The sequence below is a fragment of the Bacillus yapensis genome (assembly GCF_005280205.1).
Classification (GTDB): domain Bacteria; phylum Bacillota; class Bacilli; order Bacillales; family Cytobacillaceae; genus Robertmurraya; species Robertmurraya yapensis.
Map to the genome: position 1 here is coordinate 36,566 of NZ_SUND01000004.1, position 25,875 is coordinate 62,440.

The window sequence follows — 25,875 nt, forward strand, 5'->3', positions numbered from 1 at the left end:
TTGCTTTCCTCATTAAAATAGATTAAATAATGCCTAATTCTTTTCCTACTTTTTCATAGATGCCAATTGCTTTGTCAAGCATTTCCTTCGTATGTGCAGCAGATGGCATATTACGCACGCGGCCAGTTCCTCTTGGTACAGTTGGGAATACGATTGATTTCGCATATACTCCCTCTTCATTCAATCGTTTACTGAACTCTTGAGTCTTTACTTCATCTCCAATGATACAAGGAGTGATTGGTGTTTCACTTGCACCAATATCAAAGCCAAGTGAAACTAGGCCCTTTTTCAAGTAATTAGCATTTTCCCATAAACGTTCATTAAGCTCAGTGCTTTCCATCAGGATTTCGATGGCTTTCTTACTTGCAGCTACATCGGCTGGAGTCAATGATGTTGAGAAAAGGAATGGACGGCTACGAACCTTTAACCAGTCGATTAAGTCCTTCTTCCCTGCTACATATCCACCGACAACACCAATGGCTTTTGATAATGTTCCGATTTGGAAATCAACTTTATCTGATAGACCGAAGTGCTTAACCGTTCCTGCACCTTCACCTAGTACACCTGATCCGTGAGCATCATCAACATAAGTAATTAGATCGAATTCCTCAGCTATTTCCACAATTTCAGGTAGCTTCGCAATGTCCCCATCCATTGAGAATACTCCGTCCGTAATAACCATGACTTTGTTGTAAAGGCCAGATTCAGTCGCTTCTTTTGCTTTTGCACGTAAATCATCCATATCCGAATGATTAACACGAATGATCTTTGCTTTTGACAAACGGCATCCGTCAATAATGGATGCATGATTTAACTCGTCAGATAAAATGGCGTCATTTTTATCCATAACCGCACTAATAGCAGCCATATTACAATTGAAGCCTGATTGATAAGCAATCGCCGCTTCTGTATGTTTAAATTCAGCTAGTTTTTCTTCTAATTGAACATGTAGGTCTAGTGTTCCATTGATTGTACGAACAGCTCCTGCTCCTACACCGTACTTTTCAATTGCTTGGTTTGCTACATCCTTTAAGCGTTGATCAGTAGCAAGTCCTAAGTAGTTATTTGAAGACAGATTGATTAATTCTCTTCCGCCAATTGTGATCATTGGTCCATTTGGACTTTCTAGAGGATCGATGACATTATAAAGACCCTTATCCTTTAAATCATCCAAGTTTTGTTGTAAAAATGAATCTAAGCTTTTACTAGACATACATAACTCCTCCTATTTGTTCATATATAGACAACTGTCCACGCTATGTAGACATCTCCTAATTCTTGTAACCCTTGATATGATTATGTTTATGATAATATACTTTATCACAAATTTTTCAGAAGTACACTTAAAAAGGACAGAAATTTGACCGGTTTTTAATTGTATTTTTTTGTAAATTGGTGGAACAGTTTAGTCATCCCCAGCGGAATCTAGTATGGAATATGTAGGTTTTCTTAAATATTTGGATATTATCATTTCGTCATTTAGTTGAAGATCACGTGACTGGTTGGTACGAATGGTGTCGGTAAATCCAAATCCACGCTAATGAATATTATCACCAAGCAATTAATCCATGATTCAGGAAAAGTGGAATGGACAGTTGCACGCATGATAAAATCTGTCCAAAAGTTAGTGTTGGACAGATTTTTTTGTAGGGAACTATTCATTTGGCTTAGGCGGATATAACATGGCTTTTAGTTGTCGATTCCAAACGATACTCCCTGTTACATTGAAACTTGGTTCATGAGTAGATACTAGTATTCGGTAACGATAAGTTCCTGTTGTGCCAGGTTTATCAATAAAAGTGAAGTGTGGTTTCCATTCATAATAGAACAAAGGATAAATAGTTTTTTCGAAGTTTCCAAGGATGCATATCTTTGATAGTTCTACTTCATTCCTTTGTAATGTCACATTCATTCCTAATGATGTTAGCGTTGATATCGTAATGATATCCAAATTCAAAGACCCATCGATTCTCACTCGTTGGTCGTTCGTTGTTGTTATAATTTCTACTTCCATCATTGTAATCGTATTTTCGGAGACGGGGATGATGATGCCTGGATGATATTCATGTGCATCGAAGTAGCAAAGTATGGATTCTGGTCTTTCTTTTAATGGAAGACTGTTACAATTAGGATTGGTACATATATGACTGAGCAAAAGACCCATTTAATATAACCTGCCTTTTTAAAATTTTGTAACAGATTATGTTGATTCTTTCAGACTGCTTGGACAAAGGATGAATTTGGAGGAATGAAGGTGCATTTATGTCATTCCTCCCTACTTTATTTAGACGGTATCGAAAAAATCTGTGCGTAACTTTTTAACCTATCGATAATTCCTATGGGTAAAGATAGAAAAATTCTATTCACCTAAACTCTATTCTTCTATAATGACAAAGGGGATGAATTTATACATTAGTGGAGGATTATATGAAAAAATTATTATCTATGAGTCTTATTCTTCTTGTTATGTTCGGGCTAGTTGCTTGTTCTGGAGAAGATGAGAAAGCAACAGAAGAATCAAAACCAAAAGAAGTATTTAAAATTGGTGCTATTCCTGATCAGAACGCTGCGGATTTAAATAGAAGCATGGATCAAATTGCGGAATATTTAGCAGAAAAAACGGATTTAGAGGTTGAGTATGTTCCCTCTGTCGATTACGCTGCTCTAGTAACAGCTTTTGAACGGGGTGAAATTCATTTAGCGTGGTTTGGTGGATTAACAAGTGTACAAGCAATGAGTTTAGTGGATGGTTCTGAAGCTATCGCTCAAAGACCTCGTGATGAAGAGTTCCATTCTGTTTTTATCGCGCAAAAAGGTCTTAACCTAAAGGGGATTGAAGATATTAAAGGTTTAAGCTTTACATTTGGTAGTGAAAGCTCAACTTCTGGACATTTAATGCCTAGATATTATTTAATGGAAAATGGCATTGATCCTGAGAAGGATTTTGATGGTGAACCGAATTATTCGGGTTCTCATGATAAAACGTATAAGCTTGTAGAAGCTGGTACGTTCCAAACAGGTGCATTGAACGAGGCTGTTTGGGAAGGTGCTGTTGAAGATGGTCTAGTTGACTTAAAGAAGGTTGATGTTTTCTACACAACTCCTTCTTACTTCGATTATAACTGGACAATTAATACAGTTGATGATGTATTCGGTGATGGAACGAAGGATAAAGTAAAGGAAGCCCTCCTTTCTATGGGTGCTGAGCAACAGGAAATGCTCGATATTTTTGAAACGGATAAATTTATTGAAACAAAGAACGAAAACTATGCTGCTATTGAAAAAGTGGCCAAGCAGTTGGGGATTATAAAGTAGTATAGAGGTGAGGATGCAATGGCATCTGAAAAGATTATTGAAGTACAAAATATCACAATCAACTTTGAGGGGAAGATAGCCTTATCTTCCCTTTCTTTTTCTGTGAAAAAAGGAGAACGTGTTGCCCTAATTGGTCCTAGTGGTGCTGGTAAAACAACCCTTTTAAACACCATTGCTACTTTCATTAAGCCAAGTGATGGCCAACTTGTGATAGATCAAGTAGATTCTAGTGAGTTGAATGATCGTAAAAAGCTTGCCAGAAAAATTGGGATGATTAGGCAGCAATTTGATTTAGTTCATCAGCTTCCTGTTGTTCATAATGTGTTGGCAGGTAAATTAGGACAATGGGGATTTTTTAAATCCTTATGGTCATTGATTTTTCCACAAGAGAAAGCTATTGCCATTCGCGCTTTAGAACGTGTCGGATTAAAGGACAAGCTCTATGAAAAAACAGCAAATCTATCAGGTGGTGAGCAGCAACGCGTGGCGTTAGCTCGGTTACTCGTGCAATCTCCTGAAATCATACTCGCAGATGAACCTGTGGCCTCTCTTGACCCGGCGCGAGCTGAAGATGTTTTATCGATGTTGACGAAGCTTGTTATGGAAGAAAATCAAACATTAATCACAAGCCTCCATTCTGTTGAATACGCAAAGAAATATTTCACAAGAATAATTGCCTTGCGTGATGGAGCGGTTTTCTTTGATTTACCTGTTGATGAAATACAAGCTGAAGATTTGGCTTCTTTATATCAGTTGAAGGAGCATATGTAATGGGAAAATCGATTTTTCAGCTACACAAGAAATCTTTTTTAACCGTAGTGTTAGTGGGCGTGTTTGTCTGGAGCTTGTTTGCCGTCAATTGGAACGGTGACCTCCTCCACTCTGGTGGCTTCGTCACATTAGGTCAAATGCTAGGTGCGTTGTTTACTCCTGATTTATCAAGTGAAATTTTATTATTAGCGTTAAAATCGACGTGGATTACCGTTTCTTATGCAGTTGCTGGGATGATGTTAGCAATTATTATCGCGTTTTTTCTAGGTATCCTGGCATCTGGCATCTTTTTTCAAAATCGCATTTTGAAGGCCATTTTTCGCGGGATACTCGGATTTTTACGAGCGATCCATGAGTTAGTTTGGGCTTGGTTGTTTGTGGCCTCCTTTGGACTGTCTCCTTATGCGGCTGTTTTTGCCCTCGCTCTACCTTTTGGTGGAATTCTAGGTCGGATATTTGCCGATATGCTTGCTGATGTACCTGAAGAACCGATTCAAGCTCTTAAATCAACAGGTGCTTCAAGGTGGCAATTATTCTTTTATGGCTATTTTCCGAATGTGCGAACAGGTATTCTTAGCTATACGATGTATCGATTTGAATGCGGAATTCGCTCCTCTGCGATTATGAGTTTTGTTGGTCTTGGTGGGCTTGGTTATCAAATTCAATTGTCACTAAATGATTTGCACTATCATGAAGTGTGGACGTTTATCTTTTTCTTGATTGCGGTCGTAGTGTTAATTGATTGGTGGAGTAGTCATTTACGAAGCAAATTGAATCATACAACGAAGCATTGGTTTATTCCCTTCTCTTCTCTGTTAACGCTTGTCTTGTTAATTGGAGCTTGGAGCTATATTTATGTGGTGGACAAAGCAAGCTTTTTGGAGCTTTTTTCAGAAAAGAATGTGGCTTATGCGAAAAAGTTTTTCTCGGGGATGTTTGGTGTTGGTGAAGAAAATCCGGCATTCTTCAATTGGGAAAGCTGGAAGACTGCGTTGTCGTTAACGTATGATACGTTACGTATGAGCGTAATGGCAATTGGATTTGCTACCATTGTTATGTTTTTAACGGTATTGCCTGCAGCACGTAATGTGGCTAATGGAAAATTAACTTTAACAAGTCGTTGGTATCAATGGATCTCTTTTGGTATCATCCGTTTAAGCTATATTTTCAGTCGTGCAATTCCTGAACTTGTTTGGGCGATGGCGATTATCTTCATTCTAAAACCAGGGATTTTACCAGGAGCACTTGCACTTGCACTACATAATTTCGGGATTCTCGGAAAACTTTGTGCAGAGGTTGTTGAAGATTTGGATGCTCGTCCGATTCGTCATTTGGCCTCAGCTGGGGCAAGTAAGGCGCAGATTCTCTTATACGGTGTCCTCCCTTCTGTTTTGCCTCAGTTTTTGACATATATTTTATACCGCTGGGAAGTCATCATGAGAACAACGATTATTGTTGGGTTTGTCGGTGCTGGTGGGCTTGGTCAGCAATTTAAGCTGAGCATGAGCTTCTTCCACTATACGGACATTACTTTACTGTTATTGTGTTATTTAATTCTTGTGTGGATTTCGGATTATATTTCGGAATGGGCAAGGAAGACAGCAAGGTATTAATTGTTAACGAAAAACGAGAGAGCTCATTAGCTCTCTCGTTTTTATGTTATTAAGCGTCGAATACTTCGACCTTTTCCATAACATCTCCTGCTTTATGGTTAAGTACTGTTTCCATTCCGGAAGTAACTTGACCAAAAACAGTGTGAACGCCATTTAAATGTGGTTGTGGCTCGTGCACGATAAAGAATTGGCTTCCGCCTGTGTCTTTACCAGCGTGAGCCATAGATAGAGCTCCTACTCCATGTGTATGTGGGTTTCCAGCAGTTTCACATTTGATTGTGTAACCTGGGCCGCCAGCTCCAGTGCCTGTAGGATCTCCCCCTTGGCTTACAAAGCCTGGGATAACACGGTGGAATGTTACACCGTTATAGAATCCTTCGTTTGCTAGCTTTTCAAAGTTTGCAACAGTTCCTGGTGCTTCATTTGGGAACAATTCAAATTCGATTTTTTCCCCACTTTGCATTTGTATGTATCCTTTTTTCGCCATAATGACAACTCCTTTAAACTAAATGAATCAGTCTTTATCATACATGAAGTTAGCAAGAAAGAAAAGTTTGCAGACTTTGGAATACACTAACATTTTTAATGCATTCCTTTTTTGTCATATTGCCATACTAAAGAATAAAAAGCGGTGGAGGAATCAATGGAATTCGTTGTCTATTTCTTTCTCGTCTGGCTATATATTTCTATATTTGCGGTACTCCATAAACGATTAAATATCGTTGAGAATACATTTGTGTATCTCGTCATTCTTATTATTAGTATTAACTACTCCTGGCTAGTGATAGATGAATTCAATGTCATAAGCCTTAGTGAAAAGCGAGCTCCATATCTCGCCTATTTAATAAATCGAAGCATAGGGATTCCGATTCTTACGCTCATATTTGTTAATCTATACACTAGGATTCCAACGCTTATTCAAAAAGCGATGCTACTTGTTTCTGCGGTTATCCTATTCGTTGCGTTAGCGAGTATATCGACAAGCTTGAAGATTACTAAATACTTGAACTGGAATTATGGCTTTGATTTCATCTATTATTTTGTACTAATGGTATGTGCTATTGGGGCTTACAAAATAATGCATCGAGTGATGAAGGGTGTGGTGGAAGGAATATGATGCTGTGGGAATCGTATGATAAAAATGAGATCTACATTATTATGATGTTGCTCGGTGCTTATTTAGCCGTTTATATTTTTCCGAAAAAACTTTCACCTCCCCTTATGCTCCTATTTTTAGTATGGGGCTTTGCGACATCAACTATCTTTGATTTTACCCTTGGGGGAGGATTGTTTGATTACTACAAAGTCAATGATTCAAACAAATATGAGCTATCGGATTTATTAACCTACTTCCTATTTGCGACCTTTAGTTACTTTTTTGTTTATTTTTACAAGGTGCTTCGCATTAAGAACGTAAAGATTATTTTCTATATACTTGGATGGACTTGTATCGGGTTAGTGATGGAAAAAGTCTCTTCCTTTATGGGGGTTACTCACTATCAAAGTGGCTATCATATTTACTACTCAGTCGTTGTTTTCCTAATTGTTCAAACAACAACCGCGCTCTATTATGAATTAATCAAGAAGAAATGGCCCGAGGCTAATCATGTTAGTCATATGGATTAATGGAGCAGAAAGCTTACCGCTAGATTGGCAAGCTTTCTTCTGTTCTATTTATTTCGGCTAAAATATGGTCCGAGCCAACCTCTTTCATGAGTATTAACAAATGTCCAGTTAAAACCTTTATCAACTACGAACACATCTTCTTCATTGGCTAAATCGGAGGCTTTTAAAAGTCTAGCATCCTCAATCAGTAAAGCGTAATCTGAATGCTGATAAAAAATGTAGCACGCTCCCTTTTGTTCTAGGTCAAAGGCTTGCTCGGCTCTTTCGCCTTCTAGGCATTCTCTTCTTTTATAACTGAAAACATGCCAAAGGTATCCACAGGCCCATCTATCATCGTATAAAAAGATCTTGTTTTTCTCCTTATTGCTTAAATGACCAACAAAATGACTCTCCCATTGTTTTCTTAAGTATGTCCCCCATCTATCGATTTCTGTTATTCTCATTTTCTTGCTCTTAAGTATATTGAATAGCTCCTCCATTTTGCCTCCTTAACTTCTTACTACTTGTAATAATAATTTTCTAGCCTCTTCGTGGTACTTATATTGTTCTAAGAAGTCTGTATAACGTATAATATGAGTTTCGAAAAATCTGTACTGTTGAAAGAAGTCAAAGAATGAGATTTCTAAAAGAGCTATTTGTCCTTCAGGAATTTCAGCTGTTTTCCCTTTTAGAACATAACTTAACGTGCCTTCAATATTTGCACAATAGGTATTAAAGTCAGCATTTAAAGAGTTCTCCTCTTCGGCTAATTTTAAAAACTCAGCTTGAAAATCTTCGTGTATACGATCGCAATCACGATATGGAAATGGTCGATGTAACTTGTTTTTGATTTCATTAAGTTTTTGAACGATATTTTCCATCTGTTCGCTTCCTTTATTCCCATTTATTTTTATTTTACTATATTCTCTATTTCTTGAGTTGCCAATCTAAATACAACAAAAAATGACGCATAAAGCTATACGTCATTTTTGTTGTATATATTTAATTGATTTCAACTGGTTTCAAATTTTGAATACGAGGAACGACACCGAAGATGACAACTGCAATTAAGACTGGCAATAACCAACCAAGCCCTTGGTTGTACAACGGTAGTACTTTCTCATAAAAATTAATGATTGCTTGTAACCAACTGAAGTAAGCAATCTCTAGAGAATCACATAAAGTCTTTAGTCCATCTACAAAACTGATCATAAATGCGACAGCCGTACCTGCTACATAGACGATTCTTGCGTGATTAAAAAGTGGTGATAAAAATGCCAAAATCATTAATGTTACGGCCAATGGATATAAGAACATCAATACAGGAATTGAGAATGTAATGATGTTCGCTAATCCGAAATTCGCAATGACAAATGAGAATACAGAAAAGAACCATACAAAGGCTTTGTAACTTACCTTTGGAAAAAGGGTATGGAAATATTCGCCGCAAGCTGTGATTAAACCAATACTCGTTGTAAGACAAGCTAAGATAATAATAACAGCCAACATGATAGAACCAAATGTTCCGAAGTAATAGGACGATGCCTCGCTAAGAACTGGTCCTCCAGTCTCAAATAAGCCAATTTTTCCTACACTTGTTGCTCCTAAGTAAGCAACACCTACATATATAATAGCTAGTAAAGAAACTGCAATGATACCTGTTTTAACCGTTGCCGATAGAATTTCATTTTTTGATGTGATGCCCATTCCCCGAATCGCATTAATGACAATAATTCCAAATACAAGTGATGCTAAGGCATCCATTGTGTTATAACCTTCAATAAATCCTTTTGCAAATGCTCCACTCGAATAAGCAGCTTGCGGTGCTTCAATCGAACCCATTGGGTTTACTAGCACCATCACAAGTAGTACAAACAAAAGCACGATAATCGCTGGCGATAGAATTTTCCCAACACGGTCAACAATCTTCGCTGGATTTAAAGATAACCAAAGTGTGATGCCAAAGAATACGAATGTGAAAATTAATAATCCAATTTGTGTGAAGTCATCGCTTATGAACGGTGCAATCCCGATATCGTAAGCAACAGTCCCTGTTCGTGGTGTTGCAAAAAACGGTCCAATCGTTAAATATAGTAACGCTGTAAAAAAGACAGCATATTTTGGATGAATTCGACTTGCTAGCTCCTGTAGATTGGAACTTCCAGAAAAACCGATGGCTAAAAGGCCAAATAGTGGCAGCCCTACTCCTGTTACCAAAAATCCAATCACTGCTGGCCAAATATTTGAACCTGCGTTTTGCCCTAATTGAGCAGGGAAAATAAGGTTTCCTGCGCCGAAGAATAAGGCAAATAGCATAACTCCGATGACAGAATAAGATGAGAATGATAGCTTGTTTTTCATAAAAATAACTCCTTAGTTTTAAAACATTTTTGAATAATGTTATCTTACATTTATTTTTCAGAAAAAACAATATATTATTCTGAAATATATTGAATATTTTTAGAATTGCATAATTTTACTATATTTATATGAAAAAAGACCGAGATTATTACTATACTATAAATAATAAAAATATTATAGATTTTCTTCACGAAACTATTATATGTCTTGGTACGTCTTATTATTGGAGGTGATCTTTTGTCAATAAAATCCAAAATCATAACAGTTGTTCTTATCCTTTTAATATCGACAATCGTATTGTTTCGCAAAGGAATCATTCTTGATTATGTCGGGATTCATCTAGAAAATCCTTTTGTTAAAGAAATTCAGGTACCTGCTCTTTATGCCGAAGTGGACAGGAATCATAATGATATCCCAGACCCTCTTGATATTGTTTATGCAGCACGCAAAGAAGTAAAGGAACGGACCAAGTATGAAAGCAATTATTATGATGGTGGTTACCCTCCTGATGGTGAAGGTGTCTGTACGGATGTCATTTGGCGAGGTTTAATGGGCGCAAACATTCTCTTAAAGGATTTGATCGACAAAGACATTGCCAACAATTTAGAGCTATATCCACGAGTGGATGGAATTCCTGATCCGAATATTGATTTTCGCAGAGTGCCCAATCAATACGTTTATTTTGAAAGATTTGCAGAATCGTTAACAACCGAGCTTAAAGCTGGTGATGTGGAAAATTTGCAACAATGGCAGCCAGGAGATATTATTGTCTTTCTGGATGGCTATCATCATGTCGGAATTGTATCGGATAAGCGAGCAAAAGATGGAACTCCATACTTCATACATAATAATCCCCCATTTGCTGCAGAAGTGAAACTCAGTTCCTTTAAAACCCCCATCGCAGGACATTATCGTTGGAAGTATTAAAAAAATCCTTAGTATTCGCTAAGGATTTTTAGTATCTAATTCATCTGTTTTTGAAGCATAGTAGTCAATCGCCTGTGGGAATTCTTTTAACTCTCTCTTCCCTTGCTCACTGAGAGTATAAATTCCCCTCTCGACTTTTTTAAACCAGCCGTAGTAGTTTTGATGAAGTATGGAAAGGGTCTTCTCCCCTGTTCCCATTTGTCTAAGAGTTTTGGGAGCCAATGGTCCATATTTCTGTAAGCAATAGGCGATATGTATACAACTTTCTTTGTACGCCGTCATTAGCTTCGTTTTATTACTCCCGCCAACGTTATCATTGAGATTACGGCCCTGAATTTCTTCAAGAAGCTTTTGCCGCTTTCGTTTATAGCTTTGAACACTGTATCTACTGTTAAAAGGACCAGGTGGAAAAATTACTTCTAGCTTTGCACTCGTTTTTAAAAAGGTGACCATAATAAGTCCAAGCTCAAGTTTTTTAATGAGGTGACACATATCATGCCACTTCTTAGAATTTCGCTTATATTTCGGTTTGGGAATGGCGATATAGACTTGATCCGTCAATCGTTGTCTGTTGGCTGCTTGAATGAGTAAATCCACATTTAAATTCAGCTTCAATTCGATAATGACGAGCTCCTCATCCTTTACGGCAACAACATCACAATCGTTTACTTCCCCATAGACTTCGTACCCCAGACTATTAAAATGTTTTTGTACCGGTTTAAAGAGATCGACTTCATATAATTTATTTTTTCTATCCATAATATTTCTCCTCATGCTTCATGAAAGTTAGTATAACATGACTGAGAAATAATTTTACCCTCCTGATGGAAAAATAAAGATGGAGGTGATCTAAATGAAGAAAGATAACGAAAATAATGAACAAGAGTTGATGGATAAGGTCAATCAAACCTTTGATGAAATGGTAGAGGATGTGAAGAATATGGTACACGATGGTTCAGAGAAAGATAAATAACGATTGTGCTTGAGCGAGTGTAGTTTTTATAGGATAATATTCCCATATATATTTCGAGGGGGATATTAAGATGCTCGCATTTGATGAACTTGATCACCAGTACTATATGGGCGAAGCGTTAAAGGAAGCGAATGAAGCAGGACAACGTGGCGATCGACCAATTGGAGCAGTCATTGTTTACGATGGAAAGATCATTTCGAGAGGGTCTAATCGAATTGAAACAAAATCTAGTAATATTGCTCATGCTGAAACAAACGCGATGCATAACTGTGCTGCCTTTTTAAATAAACATGCTAGAGAATGCGTCATCTATACAACTGTTGAGCCATGTATTATGTGTCTAACAACGATTGTCATGGCAAACATCCGCCACGTTGTCTTTTCGGTCGAAGACAAATATATGAAAATGGAACTGTTTATCAATTCAAATCCTTATATTAAAGAACGACTATATCACTATATGGGTGGTATTTTGCAAGATGAATCTAGTAAGTTAATCAAAACTTACTCCCCATTTATGGCTGAAGTCGTATTAAATGGTACTCGACCAAGATTGAATATTAAATAAACCGAGCCAAAGTTCATTGACTTTGGCTCGGTTCGTCTTTAGAGTCCTGCAAACTCTTCTACTAGTTCTGTAAACTTCGTTAATGTATTTTTGATCGGCTCAGGATTTGTCAAATCGACACCTGTTTTTTTCAATAATTCTAGTGGATAATCCGAGCTTCCACTTTTCAGAAACTCAAGATAAGATTCTAGCGTTTCTTGATCACCTTCAAGCAGTTTTGTCGCAATATGAATGGCTGAAGCAAATCCTGTTGCATATTTATAGACATAAAATGGTCGGTAGAAATGTGGAATTCTAGACCACCCATACTTTACTTCCTCATCAAATACTAATGCATCTCCGTTGTATTCCTTGAATAAGGTTTCGTAAATTTGATTGAATACCTCTACATTCAATGGTTGGCCCTGCTCGGCTTTTTCATGTGTAAGCATTTCAAATTCTGCAAACATAACCTGCGTAAAGAATGTTCCTCTAAATTTATCAATAAAGTGATTTAATAAATATCGCTTGAGCTTTTCATCCTTTTCTTGTTCGAGCAAGTAATGAATTAATAACACTTCATTCACTGTTGAAGCGACTTCTGCGACAAAGATGCTATAGCGCGCTGAAATTTGTGGCTGGTACTGAGAGCTCAGTTTGCTGTGAACACCATGTCCGCATTCATGGACAAGCGTAAATAGGCTATCCAGATCATCCTGATGGTTTAGTAAAATGAACGGATGAACACCGTAAACACCTAAATTGTAGGCACCTGAACGTTTCCCTGGTGTTTCTCTTACATCAAAATAACGAGAACTCTTAAATTGTTTCAGTGTCTCGACATAATCTTCACCTAGTGGCGCTAATGCTTTTAGCATTGTTTCATAGGCTTCGTCAAAAGAAATATCCTGCTTCACTCCACTCACCAATGGAACACTCATATCATATTGTCTTAACTCATCAAGCTCGAGTATTTCTTTACGAAGCTCGGTATATCGATGAAGAGGTGCAATATTTTCCTTAGTTGCTTTAATAAGATTTTCATATACTTCTTTTGGAACCATGTCTCCAAAGAGCGATTTTTCAAGAGCGGACGGATAGTGACGAATCTTTGATGTGGTGACATTATTTTTAATAGCAGCTGATAGAGTTGAAGCAATCGAGTTTTTCATTTGTAGATAAGGCTTATAGTAAGCTTTGTACGCTTGTTTTCGTTTTTCACGGTCCTCATCTTCAATCAACTTCGAATACATCCCTCTTGTCAGTTCAACCGATTCTCCCTTTTTATTCGTAACTTCACCGAATTTAATATCAGCATTGTTAATCATGCCAAAGGTTGTTGAAGGTGCTGAGAGTGCTTCGCCCAACTGGGAGAGAATCTCCTCTTGTTCTTTTGTTAAAACATGCTCTTTATAACGGAAGGATTCGAATAAATCTTTTTCAAAGTATTCGAGACCTTTTTCCTCAGTGATATATCCTTTTAAAGTTGCTTCATCTAGACTTAGTAAAAATGGCATGAAAAAGGAAGTGTTTGCACTTACCTTCACACTGAGGCTTCGCGCTCGATCCAATAACGATTGGGATTCTGTTTTTCTCGTATCCTCATCCACTTTTAACATTGCATATGCAAAGACATGATTAAATGTATACGATAGTTCCTCTTGCTTTTGCAAAAACTGAAACAAGTCCTGCCCTGTTTGAATAGCTCCATCGAATTTCTTAAGTTCATTAGAGAGCTGCTCAATCGTTTTTAGATCATCTTCCCACTTATGTATGTCAGAATAAATATCATCGAGGTTCCATTTTTCTGCTGTTGGTACTTCTTCTCTAGATTTGTATGTTTGCATAAGTGTACTCCTTTTTAAAGTTCTTGTTATAAAATATATGTCCCGATAATTCGATCTAGTTTTCGAACATCCACTTTTTTGTTTAAATTCAGTTTGAATTTTCCTGCTTTCGTCCATAATTCGAGCTCTGCATTTAAGTCAAGCATGCCTCCATTTTCAGAGGAATACATGATGATGGATTTGAATGGAATGGTATAGACTTCGACTTTCTTTCCTGTAATTCCTTGTCGGTCCGCGATAATGATACGTTTATTTGTAACCACAGCTACATCGCGCACTGTCTTGTAGGCTACTTCTGGTTTTTCTCCATCAACTAAGACGTTATAGATATCAGTAGGTACTTGTGTTTCTTCATAAAAAGTCCATGTCATCAACGTACTTAAATCTGCCATTTTCTTCCCTCCAATGTTTTCCTATAATATATTAGGACCATATTCGTCTATTGATGTCAAATGGTTTGAAATGAAAAAACTTGATGAACTGAATCACCAAGTTTGGCCTCAACCATTCTTTCATCTTTCTAATTCAATATATTCTCTAAGTAATTTCCAGTTTTCTTGCTCTTTTCTCCAAATGAACATACATTGTGCTGGAAAGGGCTCTCCGTTTATTCGATTCAACTCTCTACCCAAAATTAAATACTCCTCACCATTTTTTCGTTCTGTAATGGAATATGGTTCAAAGCTTTTCTCAGCATTCTCATATTGCTGTAAAACTCCATTAATATCATAATGGTAATCATATTCGTCGGGCTTATTTAAATTACCGTGACACCAGTATCCGATAAAATTTTTGGACATGAATTCTCGAATCATATCTCCGTCCTTACTTATAAAACCGTTATTCCATGCTTGGGTGTAATCGACAAGTACCTCATTAATATCCTTCATTGCATCCTCCTATTAATTTAATATTCTCTTTTGATTAAATATTCTAGAAAATGGATAGTTTTTCCTGTAAGATAAATGAAAAATGTCATGGAGGTTCAAAGATGAATGAAAGGCACGAAGTTTTATTTAACCAATTGGCAACTTACCGGAGTGAGTTAATCGGTGTTGCACAATCGGTTACTGCTGAGGAAGCGGAAAGTATTCCGAATGGCTTTAATAACAACATACGTTGGAATTTGGGGCATGTCTATTTGGATCAGTATCTCTGGATCCAAGCGGTAACCAAAGAAAAGGCAAGCGTACCTGCTGGATTTCAAAGTTGGTTTGGTTACGGCACTTCCCCTGCTGACTTTACTGAGGAAACTCCATCATTGGAAGAGTTAATTCAAATACTCCAGAAGCAACCAGAAGATATTAGAGAAGCTTATGGGGAGCGGTTAGAGGAGGAACTGGCACCTACTGAAATGGGGATGCATACGATTGAACAAGTTTTAATCCGTACGATTTTTCATGAGGGCATGCATTTGCAAGTGATACTAGATATTAAGAAATGCCTTTACTTATAGAAAGAGAGGAAAATAGAATTTGACTAGTTTCATGATTAGACAAGCTTCAACAGCAGACGTTCCTCAATTAAAGGACTTAATGCTTTCGTACATTGTTGATTTTTATCATCAACAGAAACCAAATGAAGATGAGTTAGTTGGGTTAATCCACCATTTAATCAACAATCCTTCTTCAGGATTACAGTTTGTGGCAGAAGAGAATGGTGAGCTGCTTGGTTTTTCTACTTTGTATTTCACTTTTAGCACGTTAAAGGTGAAAAAAGCGGCTATCTTAAACGACCTGTTCGTCTCTCCGAGTGCAAGAGGTATAAAGATCGGAGAAGCTCTTTTTCAAAAAAACGTAGACTATATTCGTGCCAATGATTTTGCTTCAATGACATGGGAAACAGCTAAGGATAATGTTGTTGCTCAAGGCTTGTATAATAAGATGGGCGGTCAACTATCGGAATGGCTCGTTTATGAGATTCATTAATTTTTCAGAGGTGAAAACATGCGAGAACTACAGAAATTTACTGAAAGCTATCAGAGAGAATTAAATTGGCATATAAACGACGAAAATTATCAGCAAACGAAGGAATCCCTTTTACATAACTATATGCTTTTAACAACCGAGGTCGCAGAGGTTGCTGAGGAATTCAGAAAGGCATTTAATATGGTGTACAAGGAAGCGGAAAATGGAATGGATCCAAATGCGGCATTTGCCGAAGCAAAATCGCTTATCAAAAAAGATGTAGGTAAGGAATTAGCTGATTGTATAGCTTATATTTGTAAGTTCGCTAATTTCTTTGAAATTGATTTGGAAGAAACGTTTTATGAAAAAATGGATGAAGTTAAAAATCGTTCCAATAAGAATCGGAAGCTTCCGACTTAGTAAAAATTAGGGGGATAAGCCATTAGTGGCCTATCCCCTCTTCTATTATCCTAATGATTTTTCTTTACTCCCACCGTCTTTATGAACAAACACTTGGTGTGGGAACGGTATTTCAATCCCATGTTGTTCAAATGCTTCTTTAAACTCCTTACGCAATTGACGCTCGACTTCAAATTGCTCGCCATTTACGGTCTTCGCAATGACTCGGATCACAACATCGGACGCTCCAAAGGCTTGTACACCAAGAACATTAGGCCCCTCAACAATTTTATCATTTGTAGATGCGATACGATCGCATACTTCTTTCATCACATCGGTGACTTTGTCTAAATCGTCATTATAGGAGACGCTGATATCGACAAGGGCTCTCATATTTCCGCGTGAATGGTTACTTACAGTTAGAATTTCACGGTTAGGAATATAGTGTAACGTACCATCAAGTCCACGTAACTGTGTTGTTCTTAATCCAACTGCTTCGACGACACCATCAAAATTGCCAATTGTGACATAATCGCTTACATCAATTTGTCTTTCGAGTAACAAGAAAAATCCTGTAACGACATCACTGACAAGACCTTGTGCACCAAAACCAATTGCAAGTCCGACGATCCCTGCTCCGGCAATTAGACTAGCTACTGGAATTCCAAGAATGCTAAATAATGTGGCAGCGACAATGAAAATTAAAGCATAAGAGAAAATATTCTCCGTCAGCTTATGTAAGGTTAATGTTCTACCTTCGGTAATCTCTTTTCGACTCAAGATTCTGTCATACGTTCGGTCGATAATTTTATAACCAATTTTTCTTATTAAAATAAACGCAACGATGACCCCGACGATTTTTAGAGCGATCAATCCTGCATCTATGGAAAGACCTTCCCAGTCTATCTTTTCTAGGTTGAACATAACATCATCCTCTCTATTTCAACATTTCAGTCATTAGTGTACAAAAATAAACTTAAAAGGTCTAGTTATTTTAGAACTAAATGATTCTTATACTCCACGAATTTTCGAAAAGGAAAGGAATATGATCTTGTAATAAGAGAATGATTTTGAAAGGAGTCTAGTATGGCAAATTTCATGTATCCGTATATAAGTTGGCAACAACAATGCACTATGGTTCCAATTGTCTTTCCACCCCAGCATCAAAACAGACATCCAGGATTGGAATATGTAATGAATCCTCCCCCTTTATCGCATAATCCAGCCTATAAAGGAAGCGGAAAATTGAAAAATAAAGTAGCGATTGTTACAGGTGGTGATAGTGGGATCGGGCGGGCTGTAGCTATTGCTTTTGCGAAGGAAGGAGCAAATCTTGTCATTCCCTATCTAAACGAGCATCAGGATGCGAATGATACGAAACATTTCATTAATCAACTAGGACGTCAATGTGTAACATTAGCTGTCGACTTAAGATATGAGGAAAACTGTCATTATGTTGTGGATACGGCATTGAGGAATTTTGGTCGATTGGATGTACTCGTCAATAATCATGGCGTTCAGTATCATCAAAATAGCATACTGGAAATCACAAAAGTGCAACTGATGAACACATTCCAAACAAATATCATTTCTTTTTTTGATATGACGAAAGCTGCACTCCCCTATCTTCGTCCAGGAAGCTCTATTATTAATACAACTTCAGACACTGCCTTTTCAGGGATGAGCTTTATGATAGATTACACAGCTTCCAAAGGTGCGATCGTTTCTTTTACTCGCTCTTTAGCTCTCTCCCTTGCTGATCAAGGTATTCGAGTGAACGCAGTTGCGCCAGGCCCTACTTGGACCCCGTTAATTCCTTCTGCATTCACATCAGAAGAAGTTACCACTTTTGGTACGGAGGTGCCACTAAGAAGACCGGCTCAACCTTTTGAACTTGCTCCGGCCTATGTGTTGCTTGCTTCGGATGATGGTTCCTACATATCTGGACAAATTATATTTGTAAATGGGGGTTCTATCGTTACATAAGCAATCCGTTTAAGGTTAATAGGAAACTTGAATCACATTTTTCCTAAGCGGTTCTTCTTTACTTTCGAAAAAAACTAAATGTTCGAATCGACAACTTCGCAAATGCAGTAATATTTGCAAAAAAGCCTTTCCAAAAATCAAAAAAGGATAAAACAAAAAGTTTCATCCAGTTACTTTTTCTCATTTTCAGGGAATAAAAAATAGGAAATGATTCCTGATAATACAACAGCACCAAGAGTGATTATTAACTGAATCGATGAACTGATTTCTGAATATCCAGTGTCAAGCATCCAAAAAGCGGCGATCCCCACTATAATCATGATCGGCATCATCAAAGTAATTCTTTTTGTTTTCAAGTCTGAACTCCCCTTCTCGTTTTGTACCGTATCTATTATACAGAAACAATCCAATAGGAAGCTAGAATTATTCATTAATGGATGGGCAAATTGACTTTAATGTGTAAAGTCTAGCTGTGAAAATAAATAAACCGTCATGATTATTTTCCACATACTCATCGATACTAGTGATCCCCTTTTTTATCCGATCAATTAAAATCTCAGAATCTCTTTTTTCCCAAACAAAACGATTCACTCTCAGAAGCTCACTTGCTAATAATTGCAAACGGTATTCTTCAACAAGACTTTTTAAGCGAAATAACATATTTGGATCAGAAAGAACGGAATTTACCTCATATTGTCGATTTACAAATTTGACAAAGGAAGCTACATTTTCTGCTAAAAACTGTGCTTTTTCTCGAGTGAACTCCATTTTAACACCTCATTTTTGCAGTGGATCACGGTAATATATTCGCGAAGAGGCACATTCATACATACTTCCATTTCAAATTGGCATTCTAAAAATGTGGGGGTGAATAAGGATTGAGAAAAGAAGATAAATCGACTGTGGGACAGAAAGCAAATACCATGAATGCGATGGATCAAGGGACTAATCTTATATCTCAAGTGATAAATAATGCCACTGGTCTTGATAAAGGGAACGATGGAAAAGTAGAAAATAAATAGTTGCATATTACATAATGAAAAAGGAGACGATTTTTATGGACCAACAACAAGCACCAATGTCTAGCCCGCCTCAAGCGGTTACTACGAAGGATTTGACGTATTTAAAGGATGCGATGTCTTGGGAGCTACTTGCTTTTAAAAAATTCAATTTCTATGCTCAGCATGTGACGAATGAAGGCATAAAACAAGCCCTTGATCAAGCTGGCCAAATGCATCAGAACCATTATGAAAGATTGTTATCTCACCTTCAGGTAAACAATACTTCGGTAATGTCCACAGTCCCGCAACCAAATCAATCACAACAGCAACAGCAACATTAACTTGGAGGGATACATATTATGCAGAATCAGCAACAGAATAATCAGATTGCGAATCCATCTACTGGGCAACTACCAAAAGTGAAAACTCCCGAAATGAATGATCGAGATTTTATTAATGATGGACTTGCGACTTGTAAATATTTAACGGATAGTCTTAACATCGCAGTACGTGAGGCTAGTCATGAACAGCTATACAAGGAACTTTTACAAATGCTTGAAGAAACGCATGATAGTGCCAGAAATTTGTTCAATCTCATGTTCCAAAATGGATGGTACAAGTTAGAGGCGGCCGAGCAACAAAAAATCGATCAAGCGTACCAGCAATTTAGTAATTACTCCTCTCAGTTTCCATATCAATAATGGATGAGACCTTGCAAATCACGCAGGGTCTTTTTCATTCTGTGATTCCCCTGAATTTTCTTAGTCTATGACAACCTTCACTGCTAATAAAATATAGAGTGAACGCGATTTGGTGATATGAGAAAGGAGAAAGAACATTGCCTTATTATTGGGGAGTGGATTCTGCGACAAAAGCAACGAAGGACGTGTATGATTGCGTCTTGAAGAATTATGGAAAACCGAATTATTGGGGAAGATATTTAGCTCCTATCCCAGGAAAGGTAGATGTTTTAACGAAAGATGAAGTGCAGTTTCTTCATAACAGTGGTACGAAGGTGCTTCCGATTTACAGCAATTTTGACCGGGCTATTGGATATCGTGAAGGTACGGTGATTGCACAGAATACGATTTTTCAAGCAAGAAGACTTGGGGTGCCAAGTGGAAAGGTTGTGTTTGCAAATATAGAAAAATATTTTGACATAGATGAAGCCTGGATACGTGGCTTCGTTGATGGGATATTTCCGAGCGGTTTTAAGCCGGGCATTTACCATGACCCTGTAGTAGGTGATTTTAGTAATGCCTACTGCGCAGCTGTATCGAATAATTCGGAAGTTGCTAATCAAGTCATCCTTTGGAGTGCTGAACCTGAGCCTGGTGTCTCAAAAGCGCGTAATGCACCAAATTTTCGACCAACAAAGCCTCGTTGTAAAGGAAATGTCTGGGGTTGGCAATATGGAAGAGATTCAACCGTCTGCCCGATCGATACGAATTTAGTTAATAGTCAATTATATGAATTGCTGTGGTAGCTTGTAGCTGACATCCTCTTATAGGATGTTTTTTTTGATGGTTTTTCACTTAGGTTCGTTGGGGATTTCGACTTTTATAAACAAAATGTTATAATTTTACAAAAATTCTGATATAATAAGTATAATCGTCCCTTCCCTATTCCCTTTCCCTATTTTCGTAAACCTATTTTACAAAGAAGGAGGTACATCCATGTATCAGATCAAGGAAAAAGAAAAGCTATTTATTTATACCGGACCGGATGGTTCTGGTAGGAAAACCGTTGCCAAAATGGTAGCCACAGCTTTTGATATGGAACCAGTCATTTCTTACACCACTCGTGCCCCCCGCCATTATGAAAAAGATGGAGAAGACTATCATTTTGTCGACCTCATGACGTTTAAAAAGATGGAAGAAAATCAGGAATTTCTAGAATCTATCGAAATCGATGGGAATCATTACGGGATTCGCGAAGAAGATATCGTAAATGCCTTTGCGTCCCACAATCTTGTGTATTTAACTTTGAACCCACAAGGAACGGAGAAGCTCAAGAATATGTACGGTGAAAAAGTCATGCGCTTCTTCCTCTATGCAAGTCGTGATACAGTGATTAGCCGACAAAACGAGCGTGGGGATAGCGAAGAAGTCATCCAACGACATTTGGCTCATTATGATGAAATTATGAACTATAAAAATGAATGCGAATTTGTTTTTGAGAATTATGATTCACCACAAATATCCTATCAAATTAGTGAGGTTATTGAGAAATTTTTAGACCGGGATATTATCGTTACTGACTATTAAGTAAAAGGAGTATTTGATCTGTGGATCAAATACTCCTTTTTAAATGGATGTTAGATGAATAAGAGCTGGGATAAGTGACTTTGCCCATATCATTGTGATAAAGGCTGCGAAAATCATTGCTAGAGTCGAGAATGTTGCTTCTTGCTCCCCATACTCTCTTGCTTTGTTCGTTCCAACACCGTGAGCACTCATTCCTAAAGCAAGTCCTTTCGCTAATGGCGATTTAATGGACAAGAATTTAATTACATGAGGTCCGATGATTCCGCCGATAATTCCTGTAAAGATCACAAAAATAGTTGTTAACGTTGGTAGACCACCGATGTCTTTAGATACCTCGATTGCAATTGGCGTCGTGATCGACCTTGGCAATACACTGATTAAGAAATTCGAATTTAATTGAAAGGCCATCGACAATGCGAACGAACTCATAATCGCAACCAATGTTCCAGTCGTAACACTAATCAAAATAATCGACATGTTTTTCTTAATGACAGGCAAATGCTTGTAGATAGGAATCGCAAAGGCTACTGTTGCTGGTCCTAATAAATGCGTTAGAAACGCTACCCCACTCATATATTGATTGGCTGATACATGAAAAGGTAGAATCACGGCAATGATTAAAATAGGACATAGTAAAAGTGGATGTAAAATGAAAATTGGGTATTTTTTATATAACTTTTTCGCTACGAAGTAAAGTATACAAGTCATCAATATCATAGCTGCATATATCATGCTGTCTCACGATCTTTCCTTTTGAAAATTTTATCGGCAACAAAGGCTGTTGTCCCCATTACAATAAATGTACTTACGCCGATTAGAAGAATCGTTTCAAGTCCTTGTAAGCTAAAAATATCATCATAATTAATAATTCCGACTGCTGATGGAACGAAAAATAAAAGAAGCTCAGCGATTAACCAGCCTGCCCCCTTTTCGACCCATTCGAGTTTGACAATTTTTAAACAGAGAGCGATAAAAAGAAGGAACAGTCCAATCATGGAAGCAGGTATTGGTACCCCGAGCAATGCTTTGACACCAGCGCCTAAATATAAAAATACATGGATGAATAGGATTTGTAAGGCAATCATTAGAATCTTCATGAACATGCTCCCTCCCTTTTTGAATCAATATGAACATCTTACATCGGGAAGGAGCATGCGTAAAATACATATTTATTATAGCTTTCATAACTTTAGGTTATATTGAAATTTAGACAAAGAATGTTCAGAGATAAATTCAACAAAGGTTCTTCCTGCGTATGACAAGTATTTATCCTTTTTCGTAATAACGGCAAGATTCCACGGTGTCACAGGAACTAAATCGATAATTCGAATCCGTTCGTTTGTCACTCGATTGCAGATGGATTCAGGAAGAATCGTGATTCCAAGATTCGCAGCGACCATCTCAGACATTAAATCCCATTGGGAGCTCTTAAAGAGGATCTTCGGTTCAAAACCAAGTTTGATGAAATTTTTCCACATAATATCGTGTAAAGCAAAGCTTTCATGGTAAAAGATCAGTTCTTCGTCCTTAAGTTCTTTTAAATGCACCTTTGTCGCGTTTGCTAGTCGGTGTTCATGGTGAACCAATAGTTTCATCTTCTCTTCGACGATCGGGTAAATATGAAACATCGTGCCATCAATCGGAAGTACGGCTACGCCTAAATCAAGCTCTCCATCCTCTACGGACCTGACAACCTTCGCTGCACCGTATTCAGTCACATTGATTTTGATGTTCGGATACAATTTATGAAAATCTGCCATTATATTAGGGAAAAATAAACTTCCGATAATCGGCGGCAATCCGATATGAACCTCTCCCCTCTTTAAGTTTGTGAGATCATCGAGAGTGGTTGTCATATTCTCAAGCTCTGAAAAAATTTTCTGGGCGTATTCAGAGACAATGTTCCCAGCATCAGTAAGTTCATTTGTTTTATTAGAACGAATCAGCAAGGTCATTCCGAGCTCCTCTTCTAGCCCTTTCATCATCTTGCTTAAGGCTGGTTGAGAAATATGTAGCGCTTCTGCTGCCTTCGTTATGCTCTTTAATTTTGCTATTGTAAGAAAATATTTTAATTGACGTAATTCCAAGGGAAGACACCTCCAAGTCCTCATTATAAGCACTATATTAAAACCATCACAAGTTTTAGTTCTTCCATTTAACCCATTTACAAAATCATTTTTACCGCCTATAATACTTTCGTATATATGAATAATCGCATTCACTCATATAATCGCGGGAATATGGCCCGCAAGTTTCTACCGGTGTACCGTAAATACACTGACTATGAGTGAGCAATGGGAATACGCCTTTTCGGAATCAGATTGATTTCGTCCAAGGGTGTTTATTCCATTTCCTTCTAGCATAACCTGAAGGTCATTGACTCACTCATTTATTGGGGAGTGCAATGATTTTCAGGTTTTTTTATTGTTTGTACGCAACTACATCTAGGAGGAAAAATATGAAACTATTAAAAGAAAAGATTCAATCAGAAGGGAAAGTTCTTTCGGACCAAGTGCTGAAGGTCGATTCATTTCTTAACCATCAAATTGACCCGGTGTTAATGGTCGAAATCGGAAAAGAATTTGCGAAACGATTTGAAGCTGAACAAATTACGAAGGTTTTAACGATTGAATCATCAGGGATTGCCCCAGGACTTATGGCTGCTCTTGAATTGAAGGTTCCAGTTGTGTTCGCTCGAAAAAGAAAGTCCCTTACCCTCATTGACGATTTATTAACAGCTGAGGTCCATTCTTTTACGAAAAATGAAACGAATCAAATCTCTGTATCTCGTAAATATATTGGGAAAAACGATCATGTCTTAATCATTGATGATTTTCTTGCAAATGGTCAGGCTGCTCTTGCGTTAGCGGAAATTGTCAATGAAGCTGGTGCAAAGGTTTCTGGAATGGGAATCGTAATTGAAAAATCATTCCAACCAGGTGGAGATTTGCTTCGAGAAAAAGGATTTAAGATCGAATCCCTTGCAAGAATCGCTTCTCTTGCTGGTGGCGTATCGTTCGTAGAAGAAATGGAGGTTGTACGATAATGGAAAAGAATTTCTTTAAAACTGCTTCTCTAGGTATTCAGCATGTGCTTGCAATGTATGCGGGAGCTGTCATCGTTCCGATTATTGTTGGCGGAGCACTAGGATTAACAGGTGAACAGTTAACCTACCTCGTTTCGATTGATATTTTAATGTGCGGGATTGCGACATTGCTACAGGTTTGGAAAAATCGCTTTTTTGGAATTGGTTTACCCGTAGTACTTGGCTGTACATTTACCGCTGTTGCTCCGATGATTGCCATCGGTGGTGAACATGGTATTTCTGGAATTTATGGTTCGATTTTAATCTCTGGTCTCATTGTTGTATTAATCTCTTCGTTCTTTGCGAAGCTTGTTAAATACTTCCCTCCTGTTGTGACCGGTTCTGTGGTAACAATCATCGGGATTACCCTGATTCCAGTGGCAATGAATAATGCTGCTGGTGGTGAAGGTAGCGCTGACTTTGCTTCTCCAACAAATATTGCTCTTGCTTTTGGTACGTTGCTCTTTATTTTAGTTTTATATCGTTTTGCGAGAGGATTTCTTCGTTCGATTGCTATTTTAATTGGTTTATTAGTAGGTACAGCTGTGGCTGCTTTTATGGGCATGGTTGATTTCACGGCTGTAACAGAAGCATCTTGGTTCCATATGCCGAAGCCATTCTATTTTGGACCACCAACCTTTGAAATTACAGCTATTATTACGATGACACTTGTGGCTATCATCAGTTTAGTCGAATCTTCGGGAGTTTACTTTGCTCTTTCGGATATTACTAAACGGGAAATCTCTGAAAATGATTTAGCTCGGGGCTATCGTGCGGAAGGTCTTGCAATTATTTTAGGTGGTTTATTTAATTCATTTCCATATACGACTTTTTCACAAAACGTTGGTCTGATTCAAATGTCTGGTGTGAAGAAAAACAGTGTGATTTATACGGCTGGTGGGATGCTTGTTTTCATCGGTTTAGTTCCAAAAATCGGTGCTTTTACGACGGTGATTCCAACTGCTGTCCTTGGTGGTGCAATGATTGCGATGTTCGGGATGGTAATAGCTTCAGGGATTAAAATGTTGAGCAAGATTGATTTCAGCTCCCAAGAAAACTTACTTATTATGGCTTGTTCCGTTGGAATGGGGCTTGGTGTCACAACAGTACCTTCTATTTTTGCGAACTTGCCAGAAAGCATTCACATTTTAACAAGCAATGGAATTGTTATTGGAAGTGTCACAGCGATTGTGTTGAATATTATTTTTCATATTGTTCCTTCACGCAAAACAGTTGCGGCTGTTGTAGACGGACAGCAAGCTTCATAATAG

At 37.7% G+C, this 25,875-nt stretch carries 34 protein-coding genes, 1 pseudogene and 1 riboswitch; of the genes and pseudogenes, 19 read left to right on the plus strand and 16 right to left on the minus strand.

Annotation, left to right across the window (positions count from 1 at the left end; genetic code table 11):
- Positions 1–22: 22 nt before the first annotated feature.
- Positions 23–1,213: a glycine C-acetyltransferase gene (locus tag FAR12_RS06365; RefSeq protein WP_126407505.1), complete on the minus strand. Its 1,191-nt coding sequence runs from the start codon at positions 1,211–1,213 to the stop codon at positions 23–25.
- Between the two features lie 285 nt (positions 1,214–1,498).
- Here FAR12_RS06365 and FAR12_RS23755 point away from each other — a divergent pair.
- Positions 1,499–1,594, plus strand: a pseudogene (locus tag FAR12_RS23755) (ATP-binding cassette domain-containing protein); the annotation flags it as partial.
- Positions 1,595–1,654: 60 nt separating this feature from the next.
- On the opposite strand, the gene FAR12_RS06375 reads toward FAR12_RS23755, so the two are convergent.
- Positions 1,655–2,164 (minus strand): hypothetical protein, encoded by a 510-nt coding sequence (locus FAR12_RS06375; RefSeq protein WP_126407507.1) that lies wholly within the window; start codon positions 2,162–2,164, stop codon positions 1,655–1,657.
- A 263-nt stretch (positions 2,165–2,427) separates the two neighbouring features.
- Here FAR12_RS06375 and FAR12_RS06380 point away from each other — a divergent pair, with 263 nt between their 5' ends.
- From FAR12_RS06380 to FAR12_RS06390, 3 genes are read left to right on the plus strand one after another with little or no spacing between them, the layout of a single operon-like run.
- Positions 2,428–3,315: a putative selenate ABC transporter substrate-binding protein gene (locus tag FAR12_RS06380; RefSeq protein WP_126407509.1), complete on the plus strand. Its 888-nt coding sequence runs from the start codon at positions 2,428–2,430 to the stop codon at positions 3,313–3,315.
- 18 nt (positions 3,316–3,333) lie between these two features.
- Complete coding sequence (locus FAR12_RS06385; protein WP_126407510.1) at positions 3,334–4,086, plus strand: phosphonate ABC transporter ATP-binding protein; 753 nt, start codon at positions 3,334–3,336, stop codon at positions 4,084–4,086.
- Positions 4,086–5,699: a PhnE/PtxC family ABC transporter permease gene (locus FAR12_RS06390; protein WP_126407512.1), complete on the plus strand. Its 1,614-nt coding sequence runs from the start codon at positions 4,086–4,088 to the stop codon at positions 5,697–5,699. The genes FAR12_RS06385 and FAR12_RS06390 overlap by 1 nt, the downstream gene beginning before the upstream one ends.
- 49 nt (positions 5,700–5,748) lie before the next feature.
- Here the strand turns inward: FAR12_RS06390 and FAR12_RS06395 are convergent, their stop codons facing one another.
- Entirely contained in the window at positions 5,749–6,186 is a 438-nt protein-coding gene (locus FAR12_RS06395) for a peptidylprolyl isomerase (protein WP_126407514.1), read from the minus strand.
- Positions 6,187–6,342: 156 nt separating this feature from the next.
- On the opposite strand from FAR12_RS06395, the gene FAR12_RS06400 reads away from it, so the two are divergent.
- On the plus strand, positions 6,343–6,816 hold the full coding sequence (locus FAR12_RS06400) for a hypothetical protein (protein WP_126407516.1): 474 nt from the start codon (positions 6,343–6,345) through the stop codon (positions 6,814–6,816).
- Positions 6,813–7,325 carry a hypothetical protein gene (locus FAR12_RS06405; protein ID WP_126407518.1) on the plus strand — a complete coding sequence of 171 codons (513 nt, stop codon included), beginning with the start codon at positions 6,813–6,815 and terminating at the stop codon, positions 7,323–7,325. The genes FAR12_RS06400 and FAR12_RS06405 overlap by 4 nt, the downstream gene beginning before the upstream one ends.
- Before the next feature lie 44 nt (positions 7,326–7,369).
- Here FAR12_RS06405 and FAR12_RS06410 read toward each other — a convergent pair whose 3' ends face one another.
- The 3 genes from FAR12_RS06410 to brnQ all read right to left on the minus strand — a co-directional run bounded on the left by FAR12_RS06410 (position 7,370) and on the right by brnQ (position 9,665).
- Entirely contained in the window at positions 7,370–7,804 is a 435-nt protein-coding gene (locus FAR12_RS06410) for a DUF4275 family protein (RefSeq protein ID WP_126407520.1), read from the minus strand.
- 9 nt (positions 7,805–7,813) lie between these two features.
- Complete coding sequence (locus FAR12_RS06415; RefSeq protein WP_126407522.1) at positions 7,814–8,185, minus strand: YxiJ family protein; 372 nt, start codon at positions 8,183–8,185, stop codon at positions 7,814–7,816.
- Between the two features lie 121 nt (positions 8,186–8,306).
- Positions 8,307–9,665, minus strand: coding sequence for a branched-chain amino acid transport system II carrier protein (brnQ, locus tag FAR12_RS06420; protein ID WP_126407523.1), 1,359 nt, complete (start codon positions 9,663–9,665; stop codon positions 8,307–8,309).
- Positions 9,666–9,902: 237 nt separating this feature from the next.
- On the opposite strand from brnQ, the gene FAR12_RS06425 reads away from it, so the two are divergent.
- Positions 9,903–10,592, plus strand: coding sequence for a DUF1287 domain-containing protein (locus FAR12_RS06425; RefSeq protein ID WP_126407525.1), 690 nt, complete (start codon positions 9,903–9,905; stop codon positions 10,590–10,592).
- An 18-nt stretch (positions 10,593–10,610) separates the two neighbouring features.
- Here the strand turns inward: FAR12_RS06425 and FAR12_RS06430 are convergent, their stop codons facing one another.
- Positions 10,611–11,351 (minus strand): DUF2161 domain-containing phosphodiesterase, encoded by a 741-nt coding sequence (locus FAR12_RS06430; protein ID WP_126407527.1) that lies wholly within the window; start codon positions 11,349–11,351, stop codon positions 10,611–10,613.
- A gap of 284 nt (positions 11,352–11,635) precedes the next feature.
- Between FAR12_RS06430 and FAR12_RS06435 the strand changes: the two genes are divergently transcribed.
- The gene (locus FAR12_RS06435) at positions 11,636–12,133 is read left to right on the plus strand and encodes a nucleoside deaminase (RefSeq protein WP_126407529.1); all 498 of its coding nucleotides are present in this window, start codon (positions 11,636–11,638) and stop codon (positions 12,131–12,133) included.
- A gap of 38 nt (positions 12,134–12,171) precedes the next feature.
- On the opposite strand, the gene pepF is transcribed toward FAR12_RS06435, so the two are convergent.
- The 3 genes from pepF to FAR12_RS06450 form a co-directional block, all read right to left on the minus strand.
- Positions 12,172–13,959 (minus strand): oligoendopeptidase F, encoded by a 1,788-nt coding sequence (gene pepF / locus FAR12_RS06440; protein WP_126407531.1) that lies wholly within the window; start codon positions 13,957–13,959, stop codon positions 12,172–12,174.
- A gap of 26 nt (positions 13,960–13,985) precedes the next feature.
- Complete coding sequence (locus tag FAR12_RS06445) at positions 13,986–14,351, minus strand: PH domain-containing protein (RefSeq protein ID WP_126407533.1); 366 nt, start codon at positions 14,349–14,351, stop codon at positions 13,986–13,988.
- 120 nt (positions 14,352–14,471) lie between these two features.
- Positions 14,472–14,849, minus strand: a complete 378-nt coding sequence (locus FAR12_RS06450; protein ID WP_126407535.1) for a nuclear transport factor 2 family protein — start codon at positions 14,847–14,849, stop codon at positions 14,472–14,474.
- A gap of 101 nt (positions 14,850–14,950) precedes the next feature.
- On the opposite strand from FAR12_RS06450, the gene FAR12_RS06455 reads away from it, so the two are divergent.
- The 3 genes from FAR12_RS06455 to FAR12_RS06465 are packed head-to-tail and all read left to right on the plus strand — an operon-like array spanning position 14,951 to position 16,286.
- Positions 14,951–15,415 (plus strand): DinB family protein, encoded by a 465-nt coding sequence (locus FAR12_RS06455; RefSeq protein WP_126407537.1) that lies wholly within the window; start codon positions 14,951–14,953, stop codon positions 15,413–15,415.
- 31 nt (positions 15,416–15,446) lie between these two features.
- Positions 15,447–15,887 carry a GNAT family N-acetyltransferase gene (locus FAR12_RS06460; protein ID WP_126408004.1) on the plus strand — a complete coding sequence of 147 codons (441 nt, stop codon included), beginning with the start codon at positions 15,447–15,449 and terminating at the stop codon, positions 15,885–15,887.
- An 18-nt stretch (positions 15,888–15,905) separates the two neighbouring features.
- Complete coding sequence (locus FAR12_RS06465) at positions 15,906–16,286, plus strand: MazG nucleotide pyrophosphohydrolase domain-containing protein (RefSeq protein ID WP_126407539.1); 381 nt, start codon at positions 15,906–15,908, stop codon at positions 16,284–16,286.
- Between the two features lie 45 nt (positions 16,287–16,331).
- Here FAR12_RS06465 and FAR12_RS06470 read toward each other — a convergent pair whose 3' ends face one another.
- Entirely contained in the window at positions 16,332–17,189 is an 858-nt protein-coding gene (locus FAR12_RS06470) for a mechanosensitive ion channel family protein (protein ID WP_126407541.1), read from the minus strand.
- 162 nt (positions 17,190–17,351) lie between these two features.
- On the opposite strand from FAR12_RS06470, the gene FAR12_RS06475 reads away from it, so the two are divergent.
- Complete coding sequence (locus FAR12_RS06475) at positions 17,352–18,251, plus strand: SDR family oxidoreductase (protein WP_212734378.1); 900 nt, start codon at positions 17,352–17,354, stop codon at positions 18,249–18,251.
- 170 nt (positions 18,252–18,421) lie between these two features.
- On the opposite strand, the gene FAR12_RS06480 is transcribed toward FAR12_RS06475, so the two are convergent.
- Both FAR12_RS06480 and FAR12_RS06485 read right to left on the minus strand, forming a co-directional pair.
- Positions 18,422–18,607, minus strand: coding sequence for a histidine kinase (locus tag FAR12_RS06480; protein ID WP_126407543.1), 186 nt, complete (start codon positions 18,605–18,607; stop codon positions 18,422–18,424).
- Positions 18,608–18,674: 67 nt separating this feature from the next.
- Positions 18,675–19,019, minus strand: a complete 345-nt coding sequence (locus FAR12_RS06485; protein WP_126407545.1) for a hypothetical protein — start codon at positions 19,017–19,019, stop codon at positions 18,675–18,677.
- 110 nt (positions 19,020–19,129) lie between these two features.
- On the opposite strand from FAR12_RS06485, the gene FAR12_RS23345 reads away from it, so the two are divergent.
- From FAR12_RS23345 to FAR12_RS06505, 5 genes are all read left to right on the plus strand, one after another.
- Positions 19,130–19,273: a hypothetical protein gene (locus FAR12_RS23345; protein WP_170972121.1), complete on the plus strand. Its 144-nt coding sequence runs from the start codon at positions 19,130–19,132 to the stop codon at positions 19,271–19,273.
- A gap of 35 nt (positions 19,274–19,308) precedes the next feature.
- Positions 19,309–19,593 carry a ferritin-like domain-containing protein gene (locus tag FAR12_RS06490; protein WP_246010309.1) on the plus strand — a complete coding sequence of 95 codons (285 nt, stop codon included), beginning with the start codon at positions 19,309–19,311 and terminating at the stop codon, positions 19,591–19,593.
- An 18-nt stretch (positions 19,594–19,611) separates the two neighbouring features.
- Positions 19,612–19,953, plus strand: coding sequence for a spore coat protein (locus FAR12_RS06495; protein ID WP_126407549.1), 342 nt, complete (start codon positions 19,612–19,614; stop codon positions 19,951–19,953).
- A gap of 137 nt (positions 19,954–20,090) precedes the next feature.
- Complete coding sequence (locus FAR12_RS06500; protein WP_126407551.1) at positions 20,091–20,738, plus strand: glycoside hydrolase domain-containing protein; 648 nt, start codon at positions 20,091–20,093, stop codon at positions 20,736–20,738.
- Positions 20,739–20,928: 190 nt separating this feature from the next.
- Positions 20,929–21,519, plus strand: a complete 591-nt coding sequence (locus FAR12_RS06505) for a guanylate kinase (protein ID WP_126407553.1) — start codon at positions 20,929–20,931, stop codon at positions 21,517–21,519.
- A gap of 39 nt (positions 21,520–21,558) precedes the next feature.
- Here the strand turns inward: FAR12_RS06505 and FAR12_RS06510 are convergent, their stop codons facing one another.
- From FAR12_RS06510 to FAR12_RS06520, 3 genes are all read right to left on the minus strand, one after another.
- On the minus strand, positions 21,559–22,236 hold the full coding sequence (locus FAR12_RS06510; protein WP_246010310.1) for an LrgB family protein: 678 nt from the start codon (positions 22,234–22,236) through the stop codon (positions 21,559–21,561).
- An 11-nt stretch (positions 22,237–22,247) separates the two neighbouring features.
- The gene (locus tag FAR12_RS06515; protein WP_126407557.1) at positions 22,248–22,616 is read right to left on the minus strand and encodes a CidA/LrgA family protein; all 369 of its coding nucleotides are present in this window, start codon (positions 22,614–22,616) and stop codon (positions 22,248–22,250) included.
- 84 nt (positions 22,617–22,700) lie between these two features.
- Positions 22,701–23,606, minus strand: a complete 906-nt coding sequence (locus tag FAR12_RS06520; protein ID WP_126407559.1) for a LysR family transcriptional regulator — start codon at positions 23,604–23,606, stop codon at positions 22,701–22,703.
- 115 nt (positions 23,607–23,721) lie between these two features.
- Positions 23,722–23,823, plus strand: a riboswitch (purine riboswitch).
- A gap of 154 nt (positions 23,824–23,977) precedes the next feature.
- On the opposite strand from FAR12_RS06520, the gene FAR12_RS06525 reads away from it, so the two are divergent.
- Both FAR12_RS06525 and FAR12_RS06530 read left to right on the plus strand, forming a co-directional pair.
- Positions 23,978–24,565 carry a xanthine phosphoribosyltransferase gene (locus FAR12_RS06525; protein ID WP_126407560.1) on the plus strand — a complete coding sequence of 196 codons (588 nt, stop codon included), beginning with the start codon at positions 23,978–23,980 and terminating at the stop codon, positions 24,563–24,565.
- Complete coding sequence (locus tag FAR12_RS06530; protein WP_126407563.1) at positions 24,565–25,872, plus strand: nucleobase:cation symporter-2 family protein; 1,308 nt, start codon at positions 24,565–24,567, stop codon at positions 25,870–25,872. The genes FAR12_RS06525 and FAR12_RS06530 overlap by 1 nt, the downstream gene beginning before the upstream one ends.
- Positions 25,873–25,875 lie beyond the last annotated feature (3 nt).